Source organism: Streptomyces tendae, from assembly GCF_008632955.1.
GTDB lineage: Bacteria > Actinomycetota > Actinomycetes > Streptomycetales > Streptomycetaceae > Streptomyces.
The window spans coordinates 2,836,981-2,860,882 of record NZ_CP043959.1 but is presented as its reverse complement, the minus strand read 5'-3'; the positions used below and the strand labels follow the sequence as shown (position 1 = coordinate 2,860,882).

Sequence of the window (23,902 nt, the reverse complement as noted above, 5' to 3'; positions counted from 1 at the left end):
ACCGGAGGGGCGCATGGAGTTCCGGCAGTCGAGCAAGCTCAGCGAGGTCTGTTACGAGATCCGCGGTCCGGTCATCGAGCACGCCAACGCGCTGGAGGAGGCGGGGCACAGCGTGCTGCGCCTGAACACCGGCAACCCGGCCCTGTTCGGTTTCGAGGCGCCCGACGAGATCCTCCAGGACATGATCCGGATGCTCCCCCAGGCGCACGGCTACACCGACTCGCGCGGCATCCTCTCCGCCCGCCGGGCGGTGGCCCAGCGCTACCAGACCCTGGGCCTGGAGGTCGACGTGGACGACGTCTTCCTCGGCAACGGCGTCTCCGAGCTGGTGTCCATGGCCGTGCAGGCCCTCCTGGAGGACGGCGACGAAATCCTCATCCCCGCGCCGGACTTCCCGCTGTGGACGGCGGTGACCACCCTGGCCGGCGGCAAGGCCGTGCACTACCTCTGCGACGAGCGGGCCGACTGGTACCCGGACCTCGACGACATGGCCGCGAAGATCACCGACCGCACCAAGGCCGTCGTCATCATCAACCCCAACAACCCGACAGGAGCGGTGTATCCGAAGGCGGTCGTCGAGGGCATCCTCGACCTGGCCCGCCGGCATGGCCTGATGGTGTTCGCCGACGAGATCTACGACCAGATCCTCTACGACGACGCCGTGCACCACTCGGCCGCCGCGCTCGCCCCCGATCTGGTCGTCCTGACCTTCTGCGGCCTGTCGAAGACGTACCGCGTGGCCGGCTTCCGCTCGGGCTGGCTGGTGGTGACCGGTCCGAAGCAGCACGCGAAGAACTACCTCGAGGGCCTGACCATGCTGGCCTCGATGCGCCTGTGTGCCAACGCGCCCGCGCAGTACGCGATTCAGGCCGCGCTCGGCGGCCGGCAGTCGATCCGCGAACTGACCGCCCCGGGGGGCCGGCTGCGCGAACAGCGTGACATGGCCTGGGAGAAGCTGAACGAGATCCCCGGCGTGAGCTGCGTGAAGCCGAAGGGCGCGCTGTACGCGTTCCCGCGCCTGGACCCGAAGGTGCACAGGATCCATGACGACGAGAAGTTCGTCCTGGACCTGCTGCTCCGGGAGAAGATCCAGGTCGTCCAGGGCACGGGCTTCAACTGGCCGTCCCCCGACCACTTCCGCATCCTCACCCTGCCCCACGCGGAGGACCTGGAGGCGGCGATCGGCCGCATCGGCCGCTTCCTGAGCGGGTACCGGCAGTAGGCGTCCACCGGGCCTGGCCTCGGAAAACTCGTGGGGCGTCCGGAGTTGAGCGGGTTAGCATCACCCGACTCGACGGGGCGGGGGGACATGAGCGGCGCTGAGCTGGTGGCGGCGGTCGGGCGGGGCGACGAGCAGGCCGTACGGCGGCTTCTGGAGGCGGGAACGGATCCGGACACGCGTACGGCGGAGGGGCTGCCGGTGCTGTGCCGCGCGATCGCCGCCTACGAGGCCGACGTTGCGGAGGCACTGGTCGAAGCGGGCGCGGACCAGGACCGCGAACTGCCTGATGGCACAACTCCGTTGGTTCGTGCCGTCGACGGCGGCTCACCGACGACGGTGACGGCCGTGCTGGGCCGGGAACCCCGGCTTCGGCTGCCGGAGAGCGTGCGGGCGGCACTGCTCGCCCGGGCCCGGCGGTGGTACGAGGAGGGCGCGGAGGCCGTACTGCGGCAGCGCACGGACGCGCCGGGCCCGGTGAACAGCACCACCGTCATGGACGACGCGTACCACCGGGTCGCGGAGCTGAGGCTCGGTGGACAGACGGTCCGTGGCGGCCAGGGGGCGATCCTCACCGACCTGGAGTGGGCCTTCCGCGTCCTCACCCCCGTGGATGAGCTGGTCGCCCGCGCCGTCGCGCAGGGGGACCCCGACCATGTCGACTGGTCGGCCGCCCAATGGGTCCTGTATCAACGCCGCAGCAAGGAAACGTGGTCTGCGGTCGCAGCCCATCACACCGCTCCGTCGGCGACGGCACGCCGCTTCACGCTCGACGTCCTCTGGCTGCACCTCATGAACCCGTGGCTGTCCTGGCGCCACACCTACGAGAAGGAGACGGCTGACCTCCTCGTCGAGTGGGCCGCCCGCGGGGAGCCCGACACCGCCGTCCTCACCGAGTTGCTGCGTGTACTGGGCGAGACGGAGCACGCCGGAATTCCCACGGTGGGGCTTCAGTACACCCGGCATCCACACCCGCGCGTCCGGGCGATGACTCCGGATCTCCTGGTCCTGTGGGGTGACGGCCCCGCCGTCCTGGCGAACCGGGACGCGCGGCGCGCGCTGCTCGAACTCGCCGGCGACGAAGACCCGGACGTGCGCGCACGTACCGGTGGGGCCCTGGGCGCGGTCCTCGACGGCGCCGACACCGGCATGGTGGACGCCGTCGTCACTCTGCTGCGAGACCCCACCCGGGAGACGCGGGCGGCGGTGGCTGAAGCGGTCGCGGCCCGCCCCGTCCGTGCACCCGCCGTTGCCGACGCCCTGTACGCCCTGCTCGGCACGGAGGACTTCAGGACCCGGCTGAACGCCACGTACGGCCTCCTGCGCCGCGACGACCCGCGCACGGAGAAGGCCGTGGCCCGCCTGGGCACCGCCCCTCCTGGTCACGAGGACGACCACCGCGTCTCCGCGATCCGGCACTGGCAAGGGGAACGGGACCGTTCCTCAGGTGTGCCGGGGGAACCGCCCGCATCGTGATCGCGTCGGACCAGGGCATGAGGGAACACAGACTGGGCTGCGCCGGCGTCCTCCTGGCGGCTGCGGGCGCCGCCGTGGCGGCGGTGCTCACATGGGCGCCGAGGGCACGCGTCAGCGTCCACGGCGGGTTCGAAGGCCGGCAGCGAGACCTGAGCGTCCTCTACGTCGACCTGCCCCTCGTCGCCGCCGGCGGGGCGTTCGTCCCGCTCGCCGTCTGGCTGCTCACCCTGCGCACGCTGCGCCGCCCGTGGCTCGCCGCCGCGGCCGCGACGGGAGCGCTCGTCCTCGGGATCTGGGGCCTGCTCAGTTGGTGGACGCCCAACCGGCCCCCGGAGATCGTGTACTGACAGCCGTAGCGGTGCCGGCCGGTCACTGCGCCAAGGCGTAGAAGCGCATCGGGGAGTTCGGGCGGAAGCCGATGCGGGGGTACACGGGTGCGCCGGCGGCGGTCGCGTGCAGGGTCGCACGCGTCGCCCCCGTGGCCAGGGCGCCCTCGTACAGGGCCTTGCGTGTCACCGCCTCCCCGTAGCCGCGGCGCTGCCACCGCGGGTCGGTGGCGACGAGCAGGACGAAGAGGCGCCCTTGTGCCTCCACCGTGGCGGCGCAGGCCACGGGGGTCTCGTCGCGTACGGCCAGGTAGGCGTGCACGCCGTGCTTCCACAGCGTGGAGTCGGCGAGGCCGTCACGGCCGTCCTCGACCGGGAAGCCGTAGGCACGTGAGTTGATGTCGGCGTAGGCCCGCAGATGCTCCTCGGTGGTCACGCGCACGAACGTCAGGTCGGCGTGGTCCGGATCGGGGAGGGGCAGCATATCGCCGGCCATGCCCGTACCGGGGAAGGCGTACGCGAGGCCGGCCCGCTCGGCGGCCGTCCCCAGCGTCGCGCGTGCCTCGTCGTCGAGGAGGTCCTCGAAAACCCACAGGAACCCCGGGCGGCTCTTCGCCCGCATGATCTCCGCCGCTTCCTTCAGGCGCCGCTCCATGAGATCGGCGCCCGTGCCGACACCGGTCAGGGTGACGCAGTTCCAGAAGGCGAACCGGCAGTCGGCCCAGCGGACGGCGATGCCCGGCAGGTCACGGACGTCTGCGTCCGGCTCACGGTCGAGCACCATGGTCCGCCAGACGGCGGCGAGTTGTTCCATCGATTCGACGGAGTCTGCGAGATCGTGCACGGGCCGTCCTCTCCGGTCGCCGGGTGTGCGGAGCCCTCCGGGCGGTACGCGGTGTACCCGCCCGACACCCAGCAGTCTGCCCGCCGGCTCCCCTCCGGCGCGCCGTGTCGCACGAGTCCGCCCGTTCGAGCCCTGCAACGGAATCGGCTTCGGTGTCGGGCCCTCCCGACGTGTCGTCGGCGAAGTCGGTGATCAGGCGTCGGCGTGCGTCGCCGGGAAGGCGTTCTCGTCGCGTCCACGCCCTGCGTGCGGCCACGTGCCGCCACGCGTCCGGTGGAGAGCCTCCAGGGCCGCCGCCGAGGGGGAGCCGGGTTCCGCGGTGAGGGTGATGAGGGACTGATGGGGTTCCTGCGGGACCTGGAAGGTCTGCTGGGTGACCGTCAGGTCCCCGACCAGCGGATGGGTCAGGGCGTAGACGTCGCGGCCGCAGGTCTCGACGGTGTGCCGGGCCCACAGTCCGGCGAACTCGTCGCTGAGGCAGGACAGCTCGTCGACGAGGGCGGTGAGGCAGGTGTCACCGGGGTTGCGGGCGGTCAGGGTGCGCAGGTTGCCGACCACCGCGCGGGCCTTGGCGGGCCAGTCGCGGTAGAGGGCGCGGGTGGGGGCGTCCAGGAAGACCAGCCGGGAGAGGTTGGGGCGGGCGTCGGGGGTGTCGGGCCCTGCGGGGTCCAGGTGTCCGGCGAGGAGGGCGTGGGCGGTCGTGTTCCAGGCCAGGACGTCGTTGCGGCGGCCCACGACGAGGGCGGGCATATGGGCCATGGTGTCCAGCAGCATGCGCAGATCGGCGGAGGCGTGCTCCGCGCGGGGGGACGCCGGGCGGGTGCGGTGGCCCGTCGTGGACAGGACGTGCAGGTGCTCCCGTTCGGAGGCGGTCAGGCGCAGGGCGCGCGCGATCGCGTCGAGGACCTCGGCCGAGGCGTTGCCCTGCTGGCCCTGTTCGAGCCGCGTGTAGTAGCCGGCGCTGACCCCGGCGAGCATCGCGACCTCCTCCCGGCGCAGCCCGGGCACCCGGCGCCGGTCCCCGTACCGGGGCAGGCCGGCGTCGTCGGGGCTCAGCTGCGCCCGTCGCGCCCTCAGGAACTCGCCGAGCGGTGATCCGCTGTCCATGACGCCAGTATGCGCGGCGGCGGCCTTCGCAGCCTGCACCCGTCAGGGGTAGGCAGGAGCGGGACTGGTCGCTTCGGGCGGGGGCCCGCAGAGTCGATCACACGATGCGCCGCGGATGTCGTGTCCGCGGCCCGCCCCCGCTCCGAACGAGGGAGACCCATGCCCACCACCACCCTGACTCTGGGGAACGTCGAGATCACCCGCGTCATCGAGTTCTCCGAGCTCTCGCCGATGACGACCGACGTGTTCTTCCCCGGCAGCAAGCCGGAGGAGTGGCAGCGTCACGCCGCCCTGCTGGACCCGGACCACTGGGAGCCGAGTACCGACCTGACCCGGGTCGCCACCCAGTCGTGGGTGCTGCGCAGTGAGGGCAGGGTCATCGTGATCGACACCGGGGCGGGCAACGGCAAGTACCGTCCCCTGCAGCCGATCTGGTCGTACCTGGACACGGACTACCTGGCCGGCCTCGCCGCGGCCGGCGTACGCCCCGAGGACGTCGACCTCGTCGTCAACACGCATCTGCACGACGACCACGTCGGCTGGAACACCCGCCTCGACGGACGCGACTGGGTGCCGACCTTCCCGAACGCCACGTACCTGATGCCGCGGCCCGACGTCACGTACTGGCACCCCGACAACCTGCATCGCACACAGTTCGGGCGGGGCAACCAGAACGTGTACGAGGACAGCATCCAGCCGGTGATCGACGCGGGGCTGGTCACGACGTGGGAGGAGTCCTACGTCATCGACGGCAGCCTGCGGCTCGCACCGGCGCCCGGGCACACCCCCGGTTCCTCGGTCATCCACCTGGAGTCCGGGGGCGACAGGGCGGTCTTCGCCGGTGACCTGCTGCACGGCGCCGTCCAGATCCACGAGCCGCACCTCAACAGTTGCTTCGAGGAGGACGAGGAGGGCGCCCGGGCCAGCCGGGCACGGATGTTCGCCTACGCGGCCGACCACAACGCCCTCGTGTTCCCCGCCCATCTGCCCGGCCAGGGTGCCTTCGAGATCCGCCGAGAGGGCAGCGGCTTCGGGCTGGCCCGGTGGGCGCCGTTCTCCCGTACATAGCAGGGCAGTCGCACCGCGCCCACGCCGCGCGGGTGGTGTGCCTCACAAGGACCGAGCACGCCGCGCCCCGTCTGCCGCGGGATGCCATCATCCTCGAATGGCCCACGACGTCGTGTTCTTCCTCGCCCCCGACGACGAGACGGCCGCCTCGACGCGCCTGCGGGGACCTGGTGCGGCATTCGAGTCCGTGACCTGCCGTTTCATCGAGCCGGACAGTGCCATCGCCGAGTGGGACATGTACTTCGAGGCGCCGTCGCCGGAGGCCCCGCCGCTTGAGCAGCTGTATGCGTGGCGGCCATGGCCGGAGTGGGTCACCGCCCCCTTGAACGACGGCGTCGAGGTGCTCGCTCTGCCGAAGCGGCTGACCCGGGCCCTCGGCGAGGCGAGTTCCGCCCAACTCGAGGAGCTCGCGAGCCGCTGGGTCACGCGGCTTCGGGCCGAGGACGGTGACGACATGACCGACGACGATCTCCTCGCGGTGCTGCGGGGCGTCGCCCGCCTCGCAGCGTCTGCGGCGCATACGGGCGGCGGCCTCTACAGCTGGAGCTTCTGACTGCGTCGCGTGCTGTCTTTCGAGCACTCCCCGAGCGCAAGCCGACTCGACAGTAACTCTCCGGCGATGACAGCACATTGACAGGTTTCCGGCCGCCGCTTCGGAGCAGGTGGGTATACGCCACTGGGGAGGGGTTTCCAACGCATGCCTACGTTCCGCCGCCGTACCCGCGCCATCACCACCGAGACCGTGCCGGCACGGGGGGCGGCCTTCGCCCTCACCGTCGAGGACGTGCAGGTGCTGGAGCGCGTCACCCGCCATGCGCGTACCCAACTGCTTCGGCACGCCAGGGAGAGGGATCTGGAGGTCGTCGACGAGGCGAGCGGCCACTGGCTGATGCTCACGCTGTCGGAGCGCGCCGGTGCCGCCCGCGCCCTCGGCCACGCCGGGATACCGATGCTCGTGGAGGAGGCCGAGACCGTGCGGGCCGTGGTGCTGAACCTGGAGTCCTACGGTGGGGAGACGATGGCTCTCGCCGAGGGCTACGAACTCCTCGACCGCATCACCCTGCTGAGCCGGCTGCCCCGGTCCGTCGCGCTCGTCGGAGGTGTCTTCACGCTGCCGGACGAGACCCCGGAGGTCGACGCCCTGTCCACCACGTGACCCGGTCGGCGCGGTCCGCTCGGTCCGGCGGGGGCCGGCCCCGTCCTCGTCGACCTGCGGCGCGTCACCCCGGCGGCCGTCACCCCAGCGGGACTTCGCACCACACCGTCTTGGTGTACGGGTCGCCGGCGGTCGTGCCCCAGTGGGTGGACAGCGCCTCGACCAGGAGCAGGCCGCGGCCGGACTCCGTGTCCTGACCGGCGGGGGTGAGCGTGCCGACGGACGGCGGGCGTCGGTCGGGGCGGGCGTCCGTGACCTCGATACGGAGCGTGGCGTCCTGCGCGTACAGGGTCAGGCGGAGGGCGAAGTCGCGGCCCCGCACCCGCCCGTGCCGTACCGCGTTCGTGGCCAGCTCGGCCACGAGCAGGGACGCCGTGCGGTTGCCCTCCGCGTCGTACGGCCATCCCCACGCCGCCAGTTGCCCCGCCGCCAGGTGGCGGGCCAGCCGGGCGCCCCTGGCCGTGGCCGAGAGGCGGATACGGAAGTGGCGGACGGGTCCGGTGTGTTCGTCCACCGGGGCGATCTCGACGTTCATGTCACTCAGCGTGGCCGTCCGGCTCCGCCGTGAACAGTACCGGCGGCCGGACCCGGACGTGCCGTACGGAAGCTGTCCGGGCCTGTCCGGGCCGCGACGCGTGACATGCGGCGCCCTCGCCGTGTTGAACACCGGGCGGAGCACGGAGGTGTGGGGACATGAGCGTGGAACCTTACGGGGCGGACGAGGAGTCGGCGGCCGTCCTGCGGACCGTGGGCCGCGTCATCAAGATGTGCCGCGAGCGGGCGGGGCTGACCCAGGCCGCCCTCGGTACGCAGATCGGATACAGCGAGGAGCAGGTCTCCTCCGTCGAGCGCGGGCGGCGGGCGCCGATGGAGGAGTTCCTCGACGCGGCCGACCGTGTGCTTGAGGCCAACGGCCTCATCGGCGCCCTCAAGGGGGACGTGGAGAAGGCCCGCTTCCCGAAGAAGGTCCGGGATCTCGCCCAGTTGGAGGCTCAGGCGGTCGAGCTGTGCGCCTACGCCAACCATGTCGTGCATGGTCTGTTGCAAACGCCCGAGTACGCACGGGCGCTGTACGGGATGCGGCGGCCTCCCTACAGCGACGAGCAGGTCGACGAACTCGTCGTGGCACGCCTGGCGCGTCAGCGCGTCTTCGACGAGCAGCCGGCCCCGGTCTTCAGTTTCGTCCAGGAAGAGGTCACGCTGCGCAGGCCACTCGGGGGCAGAATGGTCATGCGCAAGCAGCTCGAACATCTGTTGGAGGTGGGTCGACGGCGGAACGTGGAGATCCAGGTGCTGCCCACGCAGCGCGAGGACCACGCGGGCCTGGCGGGGGCGCTTCAACTGCTGCGGCTCAAGGACGGTCACACCGTGGGCCACGTCGAGGTCCAGCTGCTCAACCGGCTGATCTCCGACCCGAAGGAGATCCAGGTCCTGGAGATCCGCCATGGCATCATCCGGGCGCAAGCGCTCACACCTCGTGAGTCGCTGGCCTTCATCGAGAAAGTGCTGGGAGAGACATGACGGCGCAGTCGCGCACCGAACTGACCTGGATCAAGAGCAGCTACAGCACGAACGACGGGCCTGAGTGCGTGGAGGTCGCCTTCGCTCCCGACACGGTCCACGTACGCGACTCGAAGCACATACCGGGCCCCCGCCTCACCTTCTCCCCCACCCAGTGGGCCGCCTTCCTCCCCTACGCGTCGGGACGCCGATGACCCGACCGCTCACCGCCGCCCAGCGCCGGCTGATCGAGGCCGCCGATCCCGGGACCGGGCGTCTCAAGGGGACCGAGGCCCAGCTCGCCGCGCTGGTGAAGCGCGGGCTGGCCTTCCGGCACCCGCGGCCCCCGCACGACCACTTCCTGACGCCCGCCGGGCACCGCGTACGGGAGGCGGCACCGGACGCACCGCCCGAGCAGAGCGCGCCGCAGGCGAACGCGTCCGCCGGTACCGGGGTGTTCGCCGCCCGGGCCGGCGGTGAGGCCGTACCGCCCACCGAGGGGCCCGCCCGCGCGCGCGAGGTCCGCAGCGCATGGCAGGGCATGCTGGAGTTGCGTCGGATGACCAACCCCGACGGGTCGACCGACCGGCCCTGCGGATGGGAGCGCACGCACCTGGTGCAGGCCGCCGCGCTCGCCCTGGAGGCGGCCGGGCACCGGCCCGCCGGGTCGGACGGCGAGGGCGGCTACCGGGTGCGGGAGACCCCGCAGCCGGACGCCGTCGCCGTGCGCGCGCCGGACGCCACGGCACTGCGGGCGTGCGCGGACACCCTGGAGGCGGCCGGCTGGCAGGCCGGTGAGTACACGGAGCCCCGGACGCGGGCCCGTTACGTCCTGGCCTCCCCGCGCCGCGTGTGAGGGGCGTGCCAAGATCGGTGGATCGGGCAACGAACCGAGCAGGCGTGAAGGGGACGCAGTGAGCAAGCCGTATTCCGTCCGCGTGACCGTGCGTGGATACGAGACCGACGTGCAGGGCCACCTCAACCAGGCCGTGTACCTCAACTACGCGGAGCACGCGCGCTGGTCGCTGCTCCAGGAGGCGGGGATCACCCAGGCCCGGCTGCAGTCGCACGGCGTGGGGCCGGTCGCCCTGGAGACCACCATCCGCTACCGGCGTGAGCTGCTGGCCGGTGACGAGGTGGACGTGTCCTGCGTCTTCCACTGGAGCGGAGGCAAGACCTTCACCATCGAGCAGACCATCACGCGGACGGACGGCACGGTCTCGGCCGAGATCAGTGCCGTGGGCGGTCTGTTGGACCTGGAGAAGCGCAAGCTGGTGGCGAACCCGCAGGACGTCTTCCGGGAGCTGACGAAGGACGCCGCCCTTTTCGGGCTGTAGCCCCGCGCCGCAGGGCCGCCGGGGCGTCAGAAGGCGTGCCGCAGACCGGGTTCCGGGACACCGGAGCCCGGTTTCCTGTTTTCATCCGATGAAAGTTTCCTCCGTTCGGCTCCCAAGTTTCCTGGCCATCCACTCCTACAGTGGACCAGACCACCAGAGAGACAAGGAGACTCTTTACACGCTGTGAATCTACGTGCGTAACTAATGACGCGCGCACGTCAAACAGCACGGAACTGCCCAGGTGGCAGCGGCCGACGTCACCTCCTTCTCATCCCCACATGTGCCAGGAGGCAAGTCCCCATGCAGGTACTCCCCCACGTCTCCCGCCTCGGAAGACGCACGGCCACCGCGCTCGGCGTCCTCGGCGCCGCGCTGGCGCTCACGGCCACGACCGTCGGCGGCGCGACCGCCGTACCGCAGCCCGACCCGAGGCCCCTCAACGTCAAGCCCGGCCAGGCCTACATGGGCGTCGGCGCCCGCATCCACGAGGGCGTGCCCGCCGAGGACCCGGGGCGGGGCCTGCTGGCGCCCACCGACGGCGTCCAGGGCATCGACGTCTCGCACTGGCAGGGCAGCATCAACTGGACCTCGGTGCGCAACGCCGGCATCCAGTTCGCCTGGATGAAGGCGACCGAGGGCACCAATTACAAGGACTCCCGCTTCAACACGAACTACCCCGCGGCGCACTCCGCGGGCGTGATCCGAGGCGCGTACCACTTCGCGCTCCCCAACGCCTCCAACGGGGCCACCCAGGCGACGTACTTCGCGAGCAACGGCGGGGGCTGGTCGCGCGACAACCTGACGCTGCCCGGCGTCCTGGACATCGAGCACAACCCTTACGGGGCGATGTGCTACGGCCTGTCCACCACGCAGATGCGCACCTGGATCAACGACTTCTACACCACGTACAAGGCGCGCACGAGCCGCGACGTGGTGATCTACACGACGGCGAGCTGGTGGAACACCTGCACCGGCAACTGGACCGGCATGTCGGCCAAGAGCCCGCTGTGGGTGGCTCACTGGACCTCCGCCGCGTCGCCGACCATCCCGAGCGGCTTCCCCACCTGGACGGTGTGGCAGTACACCGACGCCGGCTCGGTCTCCGGCGTCTCCGGCAACGTGGACCGCAACAAGTTCAACGGGTCCCGCGACCGGCTCCTGGCGCTCGCCAACAACACGTGACGGACTGACAGGTCCGCGGTCACGCGCTCACGCGGTGGGGCCGGCCGTCCTCGGACGCCGGCCCCTTCCCGCTTTTCCCCCACCACCGCCCTCTCCCGAGGAGTGCCCGTGCATCCCAGGAACGTCCTCCGGCGCCGCCTCCTGATCGCCGGCGCGGCCGGGCTGGCCGCCGGCGCCGTGTCCGGCGTCGCGCACGCGCGCGGCGCCGCCGTGCAGCCGGACATCGACGCCACCAGGACCTGGGGCGCCCGGTCCCCGCAGGGGACCGTCAGCGTCCTGCAGTACCGGCCCAGCCGGATCGTGGTCCACCACACCGTGTCCGACAACTCCACCGACTACTCCCGCGCCCAGGCGCACGCGCACGCCCACTGGGTGCAGGACCTGCACATGGACGACAACGGCTGGGTGGACACCGGCTACACCTTCCTGGTCAGCCGCGGCGGCTGGATCACCGAGGGCCGGACCGGCAGCCTCACGGCGCTCACCGGCGGGCGGACCTTCGTGCTCGGTGCCCACACCTCCGGACAGAACACCGCGGCCATCGGCATCGCCTGCGAGGGCGCGTACCACGCGGGTGCCGAGCCGCCGCAGGCGCAGTGGGACGTGCTGGTGACCCTGTGCGCGTACGCCTGCGACCAGTACGGCATCGCGTCCACGCAGATCTTCGGGCACAAGGACTACGGCACGACGCAGTGCCCGGGCGTCTACCACGACATGCTGCCGCAGCTGCGCGCGGAGGTGGCGGCGGCCCGGGCCTGACCGGGCCGCCGGACCGTCAGGGGACCGCCGGCGCCTTGCCCTGGGAGGCGAGTTCCTCACCCGTCTCCATCGGGTGGGTGACGTCGGCGGCCTCGCGGCGGCCGTTGCCCAGGTGGTTGAAGACGAGGTTCAGCAGGACGGCGACCACGCAGCCGGTGGAGATACCGGAGTCCAGGACGATGCGGGCGGTCTCCGGGAACGCGTGGTAGAACTCCGGGGCGCTGATCGGTATGACGCCCACGGCGAGCGAGACGGCGACGATCAGGACGTTGTTGTCCCTGTCCAGGCCCGCCTTGGCGAGGGTCTGGATGCCGCTGGCGGCGACCGAGCCGAAGAGGACCACCCCGGCACCGCCGAGCACCGGGCGCGGTACGACGGCGATGAGCGAGGCGGCGACCGGACACAGGCCCATGAGGACGAGGAAGCCGCCGCCGGTGGCGACGACGAACCGGCTGCGGATGCGCGTCATGGCGACGAGGCCGATGTTCTGGGCGAACGCGCTGCACATGAAGCCGTTGAACAGCGGGGAGATCGCCGAGCCGAGGGTGTCGGCGCGCAGGCCGGCCGCGATGGTCCTCTCGTCCGCCGGGCGCTCGACGATCTCACCGAGGGCCAGCATGTCGGCGGTCGACTCGGTCATCGAGACCACCATGACCACGCACAGCGAGAGGATCGCCGCGAGCTGGAACTGCGGGGCGCCGAAGTGGAACGGGGTGGGGAAGCCGACGAGGTCCGCCTCGGCGACCGGGGAGAAGTCGGTGACCCCGAACGGCACGGCGATGAGGGTGCCGGCCACCATGCCGAGCAGGACGGCGATCTGCTTGACGAAGCCGCGGGTGAAGCGGCGCAGCAGCAGCACGACGAGGAGGGTGACGGCGGCGAGGCCCAGGTTGGTGGCGGAGCCGTAGTCGCCTGCGTCGGGGCTCGCTCCCTGCGCCCAGCCGAAGGCGACGGGCAGCAGGGAGACGCCTATCAGGGTGATCACGGTGCCGGTGACCACGGGCGGGAAGAACCGCACCGCCTTGCTGAGGAAGGGCGCGGCGAGGAAGCCGAGCAGTCCGGCCACGATCACCGCGCCGAAGATGACGGGCAGCGCGTCCTTCTTGTCGTCGGTGGAGGCGACGATCGCGGTCATCGGGGCGACACCGGCGAAGGTGACGCCGTTGACGAAGGGCAGCCGGGCGCCGATCTTCCAGACGCCGACGGTCTGCAGGAACGTGGCGAGCCCCGCGGTGAACAGGCAGGCGCCGGTGAGGAAGGTCAGTTCGGCGGGGGTGAGACCGACGGCCGCGCCGACGATCAGGGGCGGGGCGACGACACCCGCGTACATGGCGGCCACGTGCTGCAGGCCGGTCGTCGCCATCTTCGGCGCGGGCAGTTTCTCGTCTACGGGATGGTCGGCCACTGCGGTGTTCCTCCGGTCGGTTGCACGCCGGTGCCGGCGTGGTTGTCAGGGAGGTGGTGCGGGCGGGCGTGGGGTACCTCCCGCTCGAGTGCGGCCGAGCGTGGGTGGGAGGGACGAAGACGTCCGGTGGAGCTGCCACGGGGGCGTGGGACGGGGTGGTGAGCCGTCTCCGGGGCGCGCCGGAGCGCGCCCCGGAGACGGCCTCCGCGGATCCCGGCGCACCGGGGTCCGCGGTCTCCGGGCCGGGAGCCGTCCCTCACGGCCCGGAGACGTGCGGGGGATTCAGTTCCGCGCGGCGATCCCGGCCAGCCTCCGCGCCTCGGCGCGGGTGGTGCGGGCGATGGCGTCCTCGTCGGCGGTGAGCAGCCGGTCGTTCTCCACGATCTGACGGCCGTTCACGAAGGACGCGGTGACCGGGGCTGCGGCGCCGAGGACCAGCGCGGTGACCGGGTCGGCGATGGAGGCGTGGGCGAGGGTGTCCATGCGCCAGAGCACCAGGTCGGCGAGCTTGCCCGGCTCCAGGGAGCCGATCTCGTCCGCCCGGCCCAGCACGCGCGCCCCGCCGTGGGTGCCCAGACGGAGGGCCTGGCGTGCCGTGAGGGCCTTCTCGCGGTGGGCGCCGAGGCGGTTGACCAGCAGGGCGTTGCGCAGTTCGGTGTGGAGTTCGCCGGACTCGTTGGAGGCGGTGCCGTCCACGCCGAGGCCGACGGGGACGCCGGCCGCGAGCATGTCGGGGACGCGGGCGATGCCGGCGGCGAGGCGGGCGTTGGAGGACGGGCAGTGGGCGACGCCGGTGCCGGTGCGGGCGAACGCGGCGATGTCGGAGTCGTTCATGTGGACGCAGTGCGCCATCCACACGTCCTCGCCGAGCCAGCCGGTGGACTCGAAGTAGTCGGTGGGGCCCATGCCGAACCGTTCGTGGCAGAACTTCTCCTCCTCCACGGTCTCCGAGCCGTGGGTGTGCAGCCGTACGCCGAGGCGGCGGGCCAGCTCGGCGCCCTGGCGCATGAGTGCGGTGGAGACGGAGAACGGGGAGCAGGGGGCGACGGCGACCTGGGTCATCGCGCCGGGCGAGGTGTCGTGGTGGCGGCGTACCGTCTCCTCGGTGGCGGCGAGCGCGTCGTCGAGGGTCTCCACCGCGAAGTCCGGGGGCAGTCCGCCGTCGGACTCGCCGCGGTCCATGGAGCCGCGGGCGAGGGTGAAGCGGACGCCCATGTCGCGGGCGGCGGTGACGATCGCGGCGGACAGGTCGCCGGAGCCGCGCGGGAAGACGTAGTGGTGGTCCATGGCGGTGGTGACGCCGCCGCGGGCCATCATCGCGAGGGATCCCTGGGCCGCCGCGTGGACCATCGCCTCGTCGATGCGCGCCCAGGTCGGGTAGAGGGCGACGAGCCAGTCGAAGAGGTTGTGGTCGGTGGCCAGGCCCCGGGTGAGCCACTGGTAGAAGTGGTGGTGGGTGTTGACCAGTCCGGGGGTCGCGAGATGGCCGGTGGCGTCGATCCGGCGGACGACGTTCTCCAAGGCCTCGGGGGCCGGCCCCGCGCCGAGCGACTCGATGCGGTTGCCGGCGAGGACGAGGTGGCCGGTGGCGTACTCGGTGTCCGCCGCGTCGACGGTCGCGATCGCACAGTTCTCGATGACGGTGCGCCGGTCTGCTGCCATGGTGCGTCCTTTTCGCGTACGGGGAGAGGGCACGGCAGGACCCTGGGGGTTTGAGTGCCGTGGCCGGGAGGGGCGGGGCCCGGGTACCCGGCCACGGGTGCCGAAAGGGGGTGCGGTCAGAGGTTGGTGAGGTCCACCGGTATCCGCGGCTCGCAGCCGTCCCTGAGGACCGTGGCCTCGATCAGCCCGTAGGGGCGGTCGGAGGCGAAGTACACCGCTCCGTCGGGGGTGTCGTTCTTGAGCCCGAACGGCTCCAGGTCGACCAGGAAGTGGTGGCTGTTCGGGAGGGAGAAGCGGATCTCGTCGACCTCGTCGCGCTCCTCGATGACGCGGGTGCCCATCTGGTAGAGCGTCTGCTGGAGGGAGAGCGAGTACGTCTCGGCGAAGGCCCGCAGCATGTGCTGCTTGACCTCGGCGTACGAGGCGTCCCAGTCAGGCATCTCCCGCGCTTCGTCGGTCCAGTTGAACCGCCAGCGGGCGGAGACCGAGGTGGCGAGGATGCGGTCGTAGGCCTCCTTGAGCGTGGTGTAGCGGTCCTTGACGTAGCCCCAGAACTCGGAGTCGGTGGAGTTCATCACCGTGAGGTCCTTCAGACCGGAGACGACCTCCCAGCGCTCACCGTCGTAGGTGACCTGGGTGAGGCGGGTCTCCTGGCCCGCGCGGACGAAGGAGTGCCTGGCCTCGCCGGAGGTCTCGATGCGCTCCCAGGCGTACTCCTCGATGCGGATGCGCGCCCGGTGGATGGGCTCCTGCGAGGTGACGAAGTGGCGGGCGAGATGGATGCCGAACTGCTCGGCGGACTCGATGCCGTGCTCCTTGGCGAAGGCGAACACCGTGTTCTTGGTGGTGTCCGTCGGCAGGACGTTCGCGTTGGAGCCGTTGTAGTGGACGTCGTCCATGTCGCCGGAGAGGGCGACGGAGACGTTGAGGTCCTTGATGTGGTGGGTGGCGCCGTCCCGCGTGATCTTGACGACTCGGTTCTCTGCCTTGCCGTACTGGTTCTGTCCCAGGATCGTGGGCATGGGTGCTAGCTCCCTCGGTAAACGGAGTAGCCGAACGGGTTGAGCAGCAGCGGTACGTGGTAGTGCTCGCCGGCCGTGACGGCGAAGGTGATCGCCACCTCGGGGAAGAACACGGCACCGCTGTCCCGATGCGCGGGGGCGTCCTGCTGAGCCTCGGCCTTCTTCTTCAGGAAGTACGGCTCCACCTCGAAGTCGAGCCGTACGTGGGTGGTTCCCTCCGGCAGGGCCGGCAGGTCCTTGCACCGCCCGTCCGCGTCGGTCGCGGACCCGCCGAGCTCCTGCCAGGCGGCCTGCCGGCCGGGGCGGGCGGAGAGGCGGACGGCGACGCCCCCTGCGGGGCGGCCCACGCTGGTGTCCAGGATGTGCGTGGACACGGAGGCGGTGGTGTCGGTGCTCATGCGAGGTCAGTCCTCTTCGACGAGTCGGGTCAGCCGGATGCGGTTGATCTTCCCCAGTTCGGTGCGGACGATCTCGCGTTCCTTCTCCGGCGGGTTGCCGAGGCGCTCGCGCACGGCGTCCCGCATCTCCTCGGCGCTGCGGCCGGTGGCGCAGATGAGGAACACGTGGCCGAACCGCTCCTGGTAGGCCAGGTTCAGTTCGAGCATCTCGGCCCTGAGCCCGTCGCCGGCCCCGGACATGCCGCTCTGCTCCCGGGCGGAGGCCGGATCCCCCGGCTCGGGGCGGCCGATCGGCGGGTGTCCGGCCATCGCCTCCGCCAGGTCGGCCTCGGTCAGCTCGGCCATGGCGGCGTCACTGGCGGCGTAGAGGCCGTCGGGGGCCGCGTACGGCCGGGCGGCGAGCAGCCGCCGGGTCCAGGCGGTGGAGGCGCAGACCTCGTGGAGCGCGGCGGACGCCGCGTGCTCCTCCAGGGCGTTGAACCGGGTCAGGCCCGGGGGCGTGGATGTCGACGTCACGGGAGCCTCCTGGCCGGCGAACGGCCGTGTGCGGCGAACGGGCGTGCCGACAGTGAACGCCGTCACGCAGCAGGCGTCAACAGTTTGTTGAAAATTCCGGGTGACGTTTGGGTGAGGCGGCCCGACCGGACTCCTTGAGGGCACCGTGCCTCGGCTCAGGCGCCCTTTTCCCGGTTGAGGTAGTTGTAGACGGTGAAGCGGCTGACGCCGAGCGCGCTCGCCACGGTCTCCACGCCGTGCCGCACGGCGAACGCGCCGCGCGCCTCCAGACCGCGGACGATCTCCTGCTTCGCCTTGCGGTCGAGGTCCGCCAGCGGCTTGCCCTGACGGCGCTCCAGCGCGGCGAGGATGTGGTCCAGGGAGTCCGCGAGCTGCGGCAGCCGTACGGCGACGGCGGCGGCACCCTCCCAGGTGAGCACCACGTCGTCGGGGCCGGCCTCGTCCGGCGGGACCAGCTCCGCACCCATGGCGTCGACCAGCGGTTTCACCGCCGCAATGAAGGCGCCCTCACCGGTCGCGGTCACCGGTCGTCCTCCCCGACCACGTTGATCTGGAGCGAGACGCGGGTGGCGCCGGCGGTCAGGCTGCGCCGCAGCAGGGCGTCCACGGCCGAGAGCACGGCGTCGGCGCGGCCCTCGGCGGTGTTGCCGAACGGCCCGACGTCCACCGCGTCCAGCTCGGCCGTCTCGATGACCTCGCGCGCCACCACGGCGTGCTCGGGCGCCTCGTCGAGGTCGAAGGGCTCGGTCGTGAACTCCACTCGCAATCGCACGGGGCCAACCTACCGACCTCTTGACAGCCCTTCACCCGCGCAGGCAGTCTTCCAGTACGCAGAAAAACTATTTCGCTATACGGAAAACAATGAAGGGAGCGCGGCCCGATGGGATTCGCCGACCAGCGCTTCACCGTCAACCTGTCGATCCTCTTCACGGAACTCCCGCTCCTGGAGCGTCCCGCGGCCGCGGCCGCGGCCGGCTTCACCGCGGTCGAGCTGTGGTGGCCCTGGACGGACTCCCCCGTGCCCGAGCGGTCCGAGCCGGCCGCGCTGCGCACGGCGATCGAGGACGCGGGCGTCCGCCTCACCGGCCTGAACTTCTACGCCGGTGAGCTGCCCGGCCCGGACCGGGGCGCGCTGTCCCTGCCCGGCGAGGAGTCCGCGCGCTTCCGTGCCAACGTCGAGGTGGCGGCCGGTTTCGCCGAGTCCCTCGGCTGCCGCGCGCTGAACGCGCTGTACGGCAACCGGGTGGACGGCGTGGACCCGGGCGAGCAGGACGCGCTCGCCCTGGAGAACCTCGTCCTGGCCGCGCGGGCCGCCGACCGGATCGGCGCCGTCCTGCTGGTCGAGGCGCTCAACCGGGCCGAGTCGCCGCATTACCCGCTGGTGTCGGCACCGGCCGCGGTGGAGGTCGTCGACCGGGTCAACGCGGCCACCGGACTGGGCAACGCCCGCTTCCTGATGGACCTGTACCACCTGGCCATGAACGGCGAGGACCTGCCGGCGGTGATCGACCGCCACGCGGAGAAGACAGGGCATGTGCAGATCGCCGACAGCCCCGGACGCGGCGCGCCCGGCACCGGCTCGCTCCCTCTGGAGGAGCTGCTGGACCGGCTGCGCAAGGCCGGATACGACGGCTGGACCGGCCTGGAGTACAAGCCCGGGGACCGCCCGAGCGCGGCGGCCTTCGACTGGCTGCCGCGCGAGGCCCGCTGACCCGCGCCGGGCAGGGCCGGGTGCGCCGGCCCACGGCGCCGGGCCGGCCACCACGGCGCGGGGCCCGCTCCCCCACCCCCTTATCGAGACGTACCGAGAGGCACCCTCATGAGCACTCTTCCCAAGGTCGCCTGGATCGGCCTCGGCATCATGGGCTCCCCCATGTCCGAGAACCTGATCAAGGCGGGCTACGACGTCACCGGCCACACCCTGGAGCGGGAGAAGCTGGACCGGCTGACCGCCGCGGGCGGCACCGCTGCGGCTTCCGTCGCCGAGGCCGTCCGCGACGCCGACGTGATCGTCACGATGGTCCCCGCCTCCCCGCAGGTGGAGGCCGTCGCGTACGGGCCCGACGGCATCCTGGAGAACGCCCGCCCCGGCGCCCTGCTGATCGACATGTCCTCGATCACCCCGCAGACCTCCGTCGACCTTGCCGCTGCCGCGAAGGAGAAGGGCATCCGGGTGCTCGACGCCCCGGTCTCCGGTGGTGAGGCCGGCGCGATCGAGGCGGTGCTGTCCATCATGGTGGGCGGCGAGCAGACCGACTTCGACGAGGCGAAGCCGCTGTTCGAGGCGCTGGGGAAGACGATCGTGCTCTGCGGTCCGCACGGCTCCGGGCAGACGGTGAAGGCCGCCAACCAGCTGATCGTCGCCGTCAACATCCAGGCGTGCGCCGAGGCCGTGGTCTTCCTGGAGAAGTCCGGCGTCGACCTGGCGGCGGCGCTGGACGTCCTGGGCGGCGGACTGGCCGGCTCGACCGTGCTGGCCCGCAAGAAGGACAACTTCCTGAACCGGGACTTCAAGCCCGGCTTCCGGATCGACCTGCATCACAAGGACATGGGCATCGTCACCGACGCCGCCCGCACCGTCGGCGCCGCGCTGCCCGTGGGTGCCGTGGTCGCCCAGCTGGTGGCGAGCCTGCGCGCGCAGGGCGACGGCGGCCTCGACCACTCCGCGCTGCTGCGGGCGGTCGAGCGGCTGTCCGGCGCGCGGGTCTGACCCACCCCCCAGAACTCCGGGCGGCGCCGGCGCCGACATCAGTCCTGTCGCGCCCAAGGCGGCGGCGCCGCCCGGAACCCACGGCCCGCACCGCGACGCCGTACGGCCCGGATGAGGGGTGGCCGTACGGCGTCCGCGGTGCGGGCGGGGCGAGGGCGCCGCGGCGGCGCGCGAGCCAGTGCGGTGGTCAACGCCGCGGCCCGTCTCCTACGACCTGAGGGGAGACGCCCCGCGGCCGTCGCCGCCGCCGCGGCCCCGAGCCCACCGTCCTCCCGGCGTGCGGATCCGCCCGGACCGCAGCAGCCTGGGGGCATGGCACATCCGACGGAGCACCCGCACATCGTGGTCCACGCGCCCGCCCTGGACGGCTCCCGGCGGGTCACCTCCGACGACGCGACGCTGGGCGTCGCCACGCACACCGACGACGTGGGCGGGATCCTGCGCCTGGCCGACCTGTACGTCACCGACGTCGAGGACGCGGACTTCATCGAGTGGCAGGGCGGCGGCCCGGACGACTGGCCGGGACTGTCCGAACACCACGACTCGTGAGCGCGGCCTCTACGGCAACGTCCGTAGGGCGGCTACGGCAGCCTCAAATGAACCTCTGAAAACGGCCTCCCGAGGCTTGGGCGGGCCCCGCGAGCGGAACCATCCCCGCACACGGGGCCCGTCGGCACGGGGGCGGCGGGCCCCCTGTCCGAGGGGGTGGCCTGTCATGGCCGACACCGCGCGCGTCCGGGAGACGCCGCACGAGCTCGCCCTGCTGGCCGGAGGTCCGCGCGCCACCGTCATGGTGGCCGTCGTCGCCCTGCACCTGCGCGGCGCCGTCGAGCCCGGCGCACGGAACACGGTGGTGGCGGTCGACAACGAGGCGGGGCGCGCACTGCCGCCGCTGCCGACGCCGGACGGGATCCTCGCGCCGGAGAACGACGTCCCGGCGGAACTGCGGGTGCCGTACCTGGAGAGCGCGGTGTGCCGAAGGCTGCACGAGCCGTGCCACGTGCGGGAGTTGCTGCGGGACCCGGACGTCCGGTGGGCGGTGGCCACGCTGAAGGTCGGGTTGGCGGACGCGGGCATGGTGAGTCCGCCGGCGCTGGGTACGACACGGGCGGCACGCCATCGCCTGCACCTGCTGCGCACCGCGTACCCCGTCCCGGCGAGCCGGGACGGTGAGGGCCTCTCCGACGAGGAGAAGCTGCTGTCCGTCGCCCTGCACGGCCAGGCGGCCCTCCGCGTCGTCGTCCCCCGCTTCGCCCTCCGCGCGGGTCTCTCGGAACGCGGCCGCCTACGCCACAGGCGTGCCCTGCGCCGCTTCTCCGGCACCTCCGGCTCCTCGGGCACCTCCGGGGGCGGATACGCGGGCCCCCACTACTGCGGCGGCGCGTTCAGCTGCGCGGGCGGCGAGGGTAGCGGTGGCTGCGGAGGAGGAGGGGGCTGCGGCGGGGGCGGTGGGAACTGACAACGGACCGGAAGGGGCGGGCCCCGGGGTCACCTCTGTGTGCCTCCGCGGCCCGCCCCTTCCGTGTGCGGGTCAGACCTTGAGGGGCCGGACCGCCGTCGGGGCATGGCCCGCTTCCGTCGCGACGGGCTCGAACTCGACCACGTTGCTTATGTCGTTGGTGGTCGACATGGCGATGTTGGTGACGCGTTCCAGGATCGCCTCGACGACCACCGGCACCCGGTACTCCGCCGCCAGCTTCTTCGCCTGTTCGAAGGCCGCGCCCAGTTCGTTCGGGTCGGTCACGCGGATCGCACGGCAGCCCAGGCCTTCGGCGACCTTGACGTGGTCGACGCCGTAGACGCCCAGCTCGGGGGTGTTGATGTTCTCGAACTCCAGGTTGACCTGGAAGTCGATGTCGAAGGCCCGCTGGGCCTGACGGATCAGGCCCAGGTAGGCGTTGTTGACCAGGACATGGACGTACGGGATCTTGTGCTGCGCCCCGACGGCCAGCTCCTCGATCATGAACTGGAAGTCGTAGTCGCCGGAGAGGGCGACGACCTGGGCCTCGGGGTCGGCCTTGGCGACGCCCAGCGCGGCGGGGACGGTCCAGCCGAGCGGGCCGGCCTGGCCGCAGTTGATCCAGTGACGCGGCCGGTAGACGTGCAGCATCTGGGCACCGGCGATCTGGGAGAGGCCGATGGTGGTGACGTACCGGGTCTCGGGCCCGAACGCCTTGTTCATCTCCTCGTACACCCGCTGCGGCTTGATCGGGACATCGTCGAAGTGCGTACGGCGCTGCAGCGTGGCGCGCTTCTCCTGCGCGGCGGCCGCCCAGGCGGAGCGGTCGGGCAGCCGGCCCGCGGCCCGCATCTCCTCGGCGACCTCGACGAAGAGCTCCAGTGCGGCGCGGGCGTCGGAGGCGATGCCGTAGTCGGGGGCGAAGATGCGGCCGATCTGGGTGGGTTCGACGTCGACGTGCACGAAGGTGCGGCCGGCGGTGTAGACGTCGAGCCGTCCGGTGTGGCGGTTGGCCCAGCGGTTGCCGATGCCGAGGACGAAGTCGGACTCCAGGAAGGTCGCGTTGCCGTAGCGGTGCGAGGTCTGCAACCCGACCATGCCGGCGTTGAGTTCGTGGTCGTCCGGGATGACGCCCCAGCCCATCAGGGTCGGCACGACGGGCGTGCCGGTCAGCTCCGCGAACCGCACCAGCAGGTCGGCCGCGTCGGCGTTCACGACGCCGCCGCCCGCGACGATCAGCGGGCGCTCGGCGGCGTTGAGCATGCCGAGGGCCTTCTCGATCTGCGCGCGGGTCGCGGCGGGCTTGTAGACGGGCAGCGGCGCGTAGGTGTCCGGGTCGAACTCGATCTCCGTCGTCTGCACGTCGACCGGCAGGTCGATCAGCACCGGTCCGGGGCGGCCCGAGCGCATGAGGTGGAAGGCCTGCTGGAAGACGCCGGGCACCTGCGCCGCCTCCAGGACGGTCACGGCCATCTTGGTGACCGGCTTCGCGATCGACGCGATGTCGACGGCCTGGAAGTCCTCCTTGTGGATCACCGCGGTCGGCGCCTGGCCGGTGACGCAGAGGATCGGCACGGAGTCACCGGACGCCGAGTACAGCCCGGTGATCATGTCGGTGCCGGCCGGGCCCGACGTGCCGATGCACACGCCGATGTTGCCCGGGTGCGTACGGGTGTAGCCCTCCGCCATGTGCGAGGCGCCCTCGACGTGGCGGGCGAGGGTGTGGGCGATGCCGCCGGACGCCTTGAGGGCCGCGTAGAAGGGGTTGATCGCCGCGCCGGGGACACCGAACGCGACGTCGACGCCCTCGCGCTTGAGGATCTCGACCGCCGCGCGGGCAGCCGTCATTCGAGCCATGGAGTACTCCTGCTTCGGCTTCTCGGATTCGCACTCCCGTCGCGCCCCGCCGTGAGCTTCTTCCGCATGATGGAAAGTTATTTCTGCTATCTGGAATGAATGTAAGAGGGATGGGGGAAGCCCGTCAAGAGAGCGGCGAGTGCGCGGCAAGTACGGGACACCGGCGTGCGGGTGGAGGACGATGGACCCGCCTCGAGAACCACGGGAGTGGACCATGTCCGAGAGCGTGCCGGTGCGCTGCCCCGACTGTCGGCGCTCGCACCGCTACACGGCACCGGCGTACCCCTGCGCCTGCGGCGCCCCCGTCGCCGCGCCGCTGGACCCGGACCGGGTCCCGGGCCCCGTCGGGCAGCGCGCGTGGCGGGAGGAATGGGTGAGCGTGCGCTGCGGGAGCTGCGGCCTGCGCGGCGAGTGGCCGCACCCCGAACTGGGCTGCCCCTGCGGGACGGTGCTGCGCATCCCGGTGGCGGGCGAGGAGGCGTCGGTGCCGGCCGGCAGGCCGCGGCGCCCCGCCGTCCCCGTGGTGCCGATCCGCACCGCGCGGGACGCGGTCACGGCGGCCGTGCTGTATCTGCGGCGCCTCGGTCACGAGGACATCCGGCGCGCGGACCAGCGGCCCACCTCCGGCATCGGACTGGCCGGCCGGGGCGTACTGGCCCAGCTGGACCCGTCGTCGCGGCCGGCGACCCCGCGGGACGTCGAGTGCCTGTGGCTGACCGCCATGACGGAGTCCGCGTCCTGCCTGTACTTCTCCCTCCCCGGTTACACCGACGAGGCCCGCGCCCGCGCCGACACCCTGGACGTGCCGCTGTTCCTGCTCGACCTCACCGGTGTCCCCCGGCCCGTGAACGCCGCCGCCGACGCGCTGGACGCCGACGCGGACTGAAAACCCGGAGACG

28 protein-coding genes are annotated in these 23,902 nt (G+C 71.9%); 17 read left to right on the top strand and 11 right to left on the bottom strand.

The window, feature by feature from the left end; genetic code table 11:
- Positions 1–13 precede the first annotated feature (13 nt).
- The 3 genes from F3L20_RS13295 to F3L20_RS13285 all read left to right on the top strand — a co-directional run bounded on the left by F3L20_RS13295 (position 14) and on the right by F3L20_RS13285 (position 3,042).
- Positions 14–1,222, top strand: a complete 1,209-nt coding sequence (locus tag F3L20_RS13295) for a pyridoxal phosphate-dependent aminotransferase (RefSeq protein ID WP_150154567.1) — start codon at positions 14–16, stop codon at positions 1,220–1,222.
- Between the two features lie 87 nt (positions 1,223–1,309).
- Positions 1,310–2,695, top strand: a complete 1,386-nt coding sequence (locus tag F3L20_RS13290; protein ID WP_150154566.1) for an ankyrin repeat domain-containing protein — start codon at positions 1,310–1,312, stop codon at positions 2,693–2,695.
- Between the two features lie 17 nt (positions 2,696–2,712).
- Positions 2,713–3,042, top strand: coding sequence for a hypothetical protein (locus tag F3L20_RS13285; RefSeq protein ID WP_150154565.1), 330 nt, complete (start codon positions 2,713–2,715; stop codon positions 3,040–3,042).
- Positions 3,043–3,064: 22 nt separating this feature from the next.
- Here the strand turns inward: F3L20_RS13285 and F3L20_RS13280 are convergent, their stop codons facing one another.
- Both F3L20_RS13280 and F3L20_RS13275 read right to left on the bottom strand, forming a co-directional pair.
- Entirely contained in the window at positions 3,065–3,865 is an 801-nt protein-coding gene (locus F3L20_RS13280; protein ID WP_150154564.1) for a GNAT family N-acetyltransferase, read from the bottom strand.
- Between the two features lie 192 nt (positions 3,866–4,057).
- Positions 4,058–4,972, bottom strand: a complete 915-nt coding sequence (locus F3L20_RS13275; protein WP_150154563.1) for a helix-turn-helix domain-containing protein — start codon at positions 4,970–4,972, stop codon at positions 4,058–4,060.
- Between the two features lie 159 nt (positions 4,973–5,131).
- Between F3L20_RS13275 and F3L20_RS13270 the strand changes: the two genes are divergently transcribed.
- The 3 genes from F3L20_RS13270 to F3L20_RS13260 all read left to right on the top strand — a co-directional run bounded on the left by F3L20_RS13270 (position 5,132) and on the right by F3L20_RS13260 (position 7,196).
- On the top strand, positions 5,132–6,040 hold the full coding sequence (locus F3L20_RS13270; protein ID WP_150154562.1) for an MBL fold metallo-hydrolase: 909 nt from the start codon (positions 5,132–5,134) through the stop codon (positions 6,038–6,040).
- A gap of 97 nt (positions 6,041–6,137) precedes the next feature.
- Positions 6,138–6,593 carry a hypothetical protein gene (locus tag F3L20_RS13265; RefSeq protein ID WP_150154561.1) on the top strand — a complete coding sequence of 152 codons (456 nt, stop codon included), beginning with the start codon at positions 6,138–6,140 and terminating at the stop codon, positions 6,591–6,593.
- A 144-nt stretch (positions 6,594–6,737) separates the two neighbouring features.
- Positions 6,738–7,196, top strand: coding sequence for a hypothetical protein (locus F3L20_RS13260; protein WP_150154560.1), 459 nt, complete (start codon positions 6,738–6,740; stop codon positions 7,194–7,196).
- A 79-nt stretch (positions 7,197–7,275) separates the two neighbouring features.
- Here F3L20_RS13260 and F3L20_RS13255 read toward each other — a convergent pair whose 3' ends face one another.
- On the bottom strand, positions 7,276–7,731 hold the full coding sequence (locus F3L20_RS13255; protein WP_150154559.1) for an ATP-binding protein: 456 nt from the start codon (positions 7,729–7,731) through the stop codon (positions 7,276–7,278).
- A gap of 158 nt (positions 7,732–7,889) precedes the next feature.
- Between F3L20_RS13255 and F3L20_RS13250 the strand changes: the two genes are divergently transcribed.
- From F3L20_RS13250 to F3L20_RS13225, 6 genes are all read left to right on the top strand, one after another.
- Positions 7,890–8,717, top strand: coding sequence for a helix-turn-helix domain-containing protein (locus tag F3L20_RS13250; protein WP_150154558.1), 828 nt, complete (start codon positions 7,890–7,892; stop codon positions 8,715–8,717).
- Positions 8,714–8,911 (top strand): DUF397 domain-containing protein, encoded by a 198-nt coding sequence (locus F3L20_RS13245; RefSeq protein ID WP_150154557.1) that lies wholly within the window; start codon positions 8,714–8,716, stop codon positions 8,909–8,911. The genes F3L20_RS13250 and F3L20_RS13245 overlap by 4 nt, the downstream gene beginning before the upstream one ends.
- Positions 8,908–9,552 carry a hypothetical protein gene (locus tag F3L20_RS13240; protein WP_150154556.1) on the top strand — a complete coding sequence of 215 codons (645 nt, stop codon included), beginning with the start codon at positions 8,908–8,910 and terminating at the stop codon, positions 9,550–9,552. Before F3L20_RS13245 ends, F3L20_RS13240 begins: the two co-directional genes overlap by 4 nt.
- Before the next feature lie 58 nt (positions 9,553–9,610).
- Positions 9,611–10,033: an acyl-CoA thioesterase gene (locus tag F3L20_RS13235; RefSeq protein ID WP_150154555.1), complete on the top strand. Its 423-nt coding sequence runs from the start codon at positions 9,611–9,613 to the stop codon at positions 10,031–10,033.
- A 300-nt stretch (positions 10,034–10,333) separates the two neighbouring features.
- Positions 10,334–11,215, top strand: coding sequence for a lysozyme (locus F3L20_RS13230; RefSeq protein WP_150154554.1), 882 nt, complete (start codon positions 10,334–10,336; stop codon positions 11,213–11,215).
- A 108-nt stretch (positions 11,216–11,323) separates the two neighbouring features.
- Positions 11,324–11,974, top strand: coding sequence for a peptidoglycan recognition protein family protein (locus F3L20_RS13225; RefSeq protein ID WP_150154553.1), 651 nt, complete (start codon positions 11,324–11,326; stop codon positions 11,972–11,974).
- A gap of 16 nt (positions 11,975–11,990) precedes the next feature.
- On the opposite strand, the gene F3L20_RS13220 is transcribed toward F3L20_RS13225, so the two are convergent.
- The 7 genes from F3L20_RS13220 to F3L20_RS13190 all read right to left on the bottom strand — a co-directional run bounded on the left by F3L20_RS13220 (position 11,991) and on the right by F3L20_RS13190 (position 17,749).
- The gene (locus tag F3L20_RS13220; protein WP_150154552.1) at positions 11,991–13,379 is read right to left on the bottom strand and encodes a nucleobase:cation symporter-2 family protein; all 1,389 of its coding nucleotides are present in this window, start codon (positions 13,377–13,379) and stop codon (positions 11,991–11,993) included.
- A gap of 282 nt (positions 13,380–13,661) precedes the next feature.
- Positions 13,662–15,041: an 8-oxoguanine deaminase gene (locus tag F3L20_RS13215; RefSeq protein WP_150154551.1), complete on the bottom strand. Its 1,380-nt coding sequence runs from the start codon at positions 15,039–15,041 to the stop codon at positions 13,662–13,664.
- Between the two features lie 116 nt (positions 15,042–15,157).
- Positions 15,158–16,063: a factor-independent urate hydroxylase gene (pucL, locus tag F3L20_RS13210; protein ID WP_150154550.1), complete on the bottom strand. Its 906-nt coding sequence runs from the start codon at positions 16,061–16,063 to the stop codon at positions 15,158–15,160.
- 5 nt (positions 16,064–16,068) lie between these two features.
- Positions 16,069–16,461 (bottom strand): hydroxyisourate hydrolase, encoded by a 393-nt coding sequence (gene uraH / locus F3L20_RS13205; RefSeq protein ID WP_150154549.1) that lies wholly within the window; start codon positions 16,459–16,461, stop codon positions 16,069–16,071.
- Positions 16,462–16,467: 6 nt separating this feature from the next.
- Positions 16,468–16,977: a 2-oxo-4-hydroxy-4-carboxy-5-ureidoimidazoline decarboxylase gene (gene uraD / locus F3L20_RS13200; protein WP_150154548.1), complete on the bottom strand. Its 510-nt coding sequence runs from the start codon at positions 16,975–16,977 to the stop codon at positions 16,468–16,470.
- A 155-nt stretch (positions 16,978–17,132) separates the two neighbouring features.
- A complete protein-coding gene (locus F3L20_RS13195; protein WP_382683770.1) occupies positions 17,133–17,444 on the bottom strand; it encodes a helix-turn-helix domain-containing protein in 312 nt (103 codons plus the stop codon).
- 53 nt (positions 17,445–17,497) lie between these two features.
- Positions 17,498–17,749: a hypothetical protein gene (locus F3L20_RS13190; protein WP_150154546.1), complete on the bottom strand. Its 252-nt coding sequence runs from the start codon at positions 17,747–17,749 to the stop codon at positions 17,498–17,500.
- A gap of 108 nt (positions 17,750–17,857) precedes the next feature.
- Between F3L20_RS13190 and F3L20_RS13185 the strand changes: the two genes are divergently transcribed.
- The 4 genes from F3L20_RS13185 to F3L20_RS13170 all read left to right on the top strand — a co-directional run bounded on the left by F3L20_RS13185 (position 17,858) and on the right by F3L20_RS13170 (position 21,146).
- The gene (locus F3L20_RS13185) at positions 17,858–18,688 is read left to right on the top strand and encodes a TIM barrel protein (protein WP_150154545.1); all 831 of its coding nucleotides are present in this window, start codon (positions 17,858–17,860) and stop codon (positions 18,686–18,688) included.
- 108 nt (positions 18,689–18,796) lie between these two features.
- Positions 18,797–19,687 (top strand): 2-hydroxy-3-oxopropionate reductase, encoded by an 891-nt coding sequence (locus F3L20_RS13180; RefSeq protein ID WP_150154544.1) that lies wholly within the window; start codon positions 18,797–18,799, stop codon positions 19,685–19,687.
- A 312-nt stretch (positions 19,688–19,999) separates the two neighbouring features.
- Positions 20,000–20,236, top strand: a complete 237-nt coding sequence (locus tag F3L20_RS13175) for a hypothetical protein (RefSeq protein ID WP_150154543.1) — start codon at positions 20,000–20,002, stop codon at positions 20,234–20,236.
- Positions 20,237–20,402: 166 nt separating this feature from the next.
- Positions 20,403–21,146 carry a TIGR04222 domain-containing membrane protein gene (locus F3L20_RS13170; RefSeq protein ID WP_150154542.1) on the top strand — a complete coding sequence of 248 codons (744 nt, stop codon included), beginning with the start codon at positions 20,403–20,405 and terminating at the stop codon, positions 21,144–21,146.
- Positions 21,147–21,218: 72 nt separating this feature from the next.
- On the opposite strand, the gene gcl is transcribed toward F3L20_RS13170, so the two are convergent.
- The gene (gcl, locus tag F3L20_RS13165; protein WP_150154541.1) at positions 21,219–23,003 is read right to left on the bottom strand and encodes a glyoxylate carboligase; all 1,785 of its coding nucleotides are present in this window, start codon (positions 23,001–23,003) and stop codon (positions 21,219–21,221) included.
- 214 nt (positions 23,004–23,217) lie between these two features.
- On the opposite strand from gcl, the gene F3L20_RS13160 reads away from it, so the two are divergent.
- Entirely contained in the window at positions 23,218–23,889 is a 672-nt protein-coding gene (locus F3L20_RS13160; protein ID WP_150154540.1) for a hypothetical protein, read from the top strand.
- The last annotated feature ends 13 nt before the right edge of the window (positions 23,890–23,902 follow it).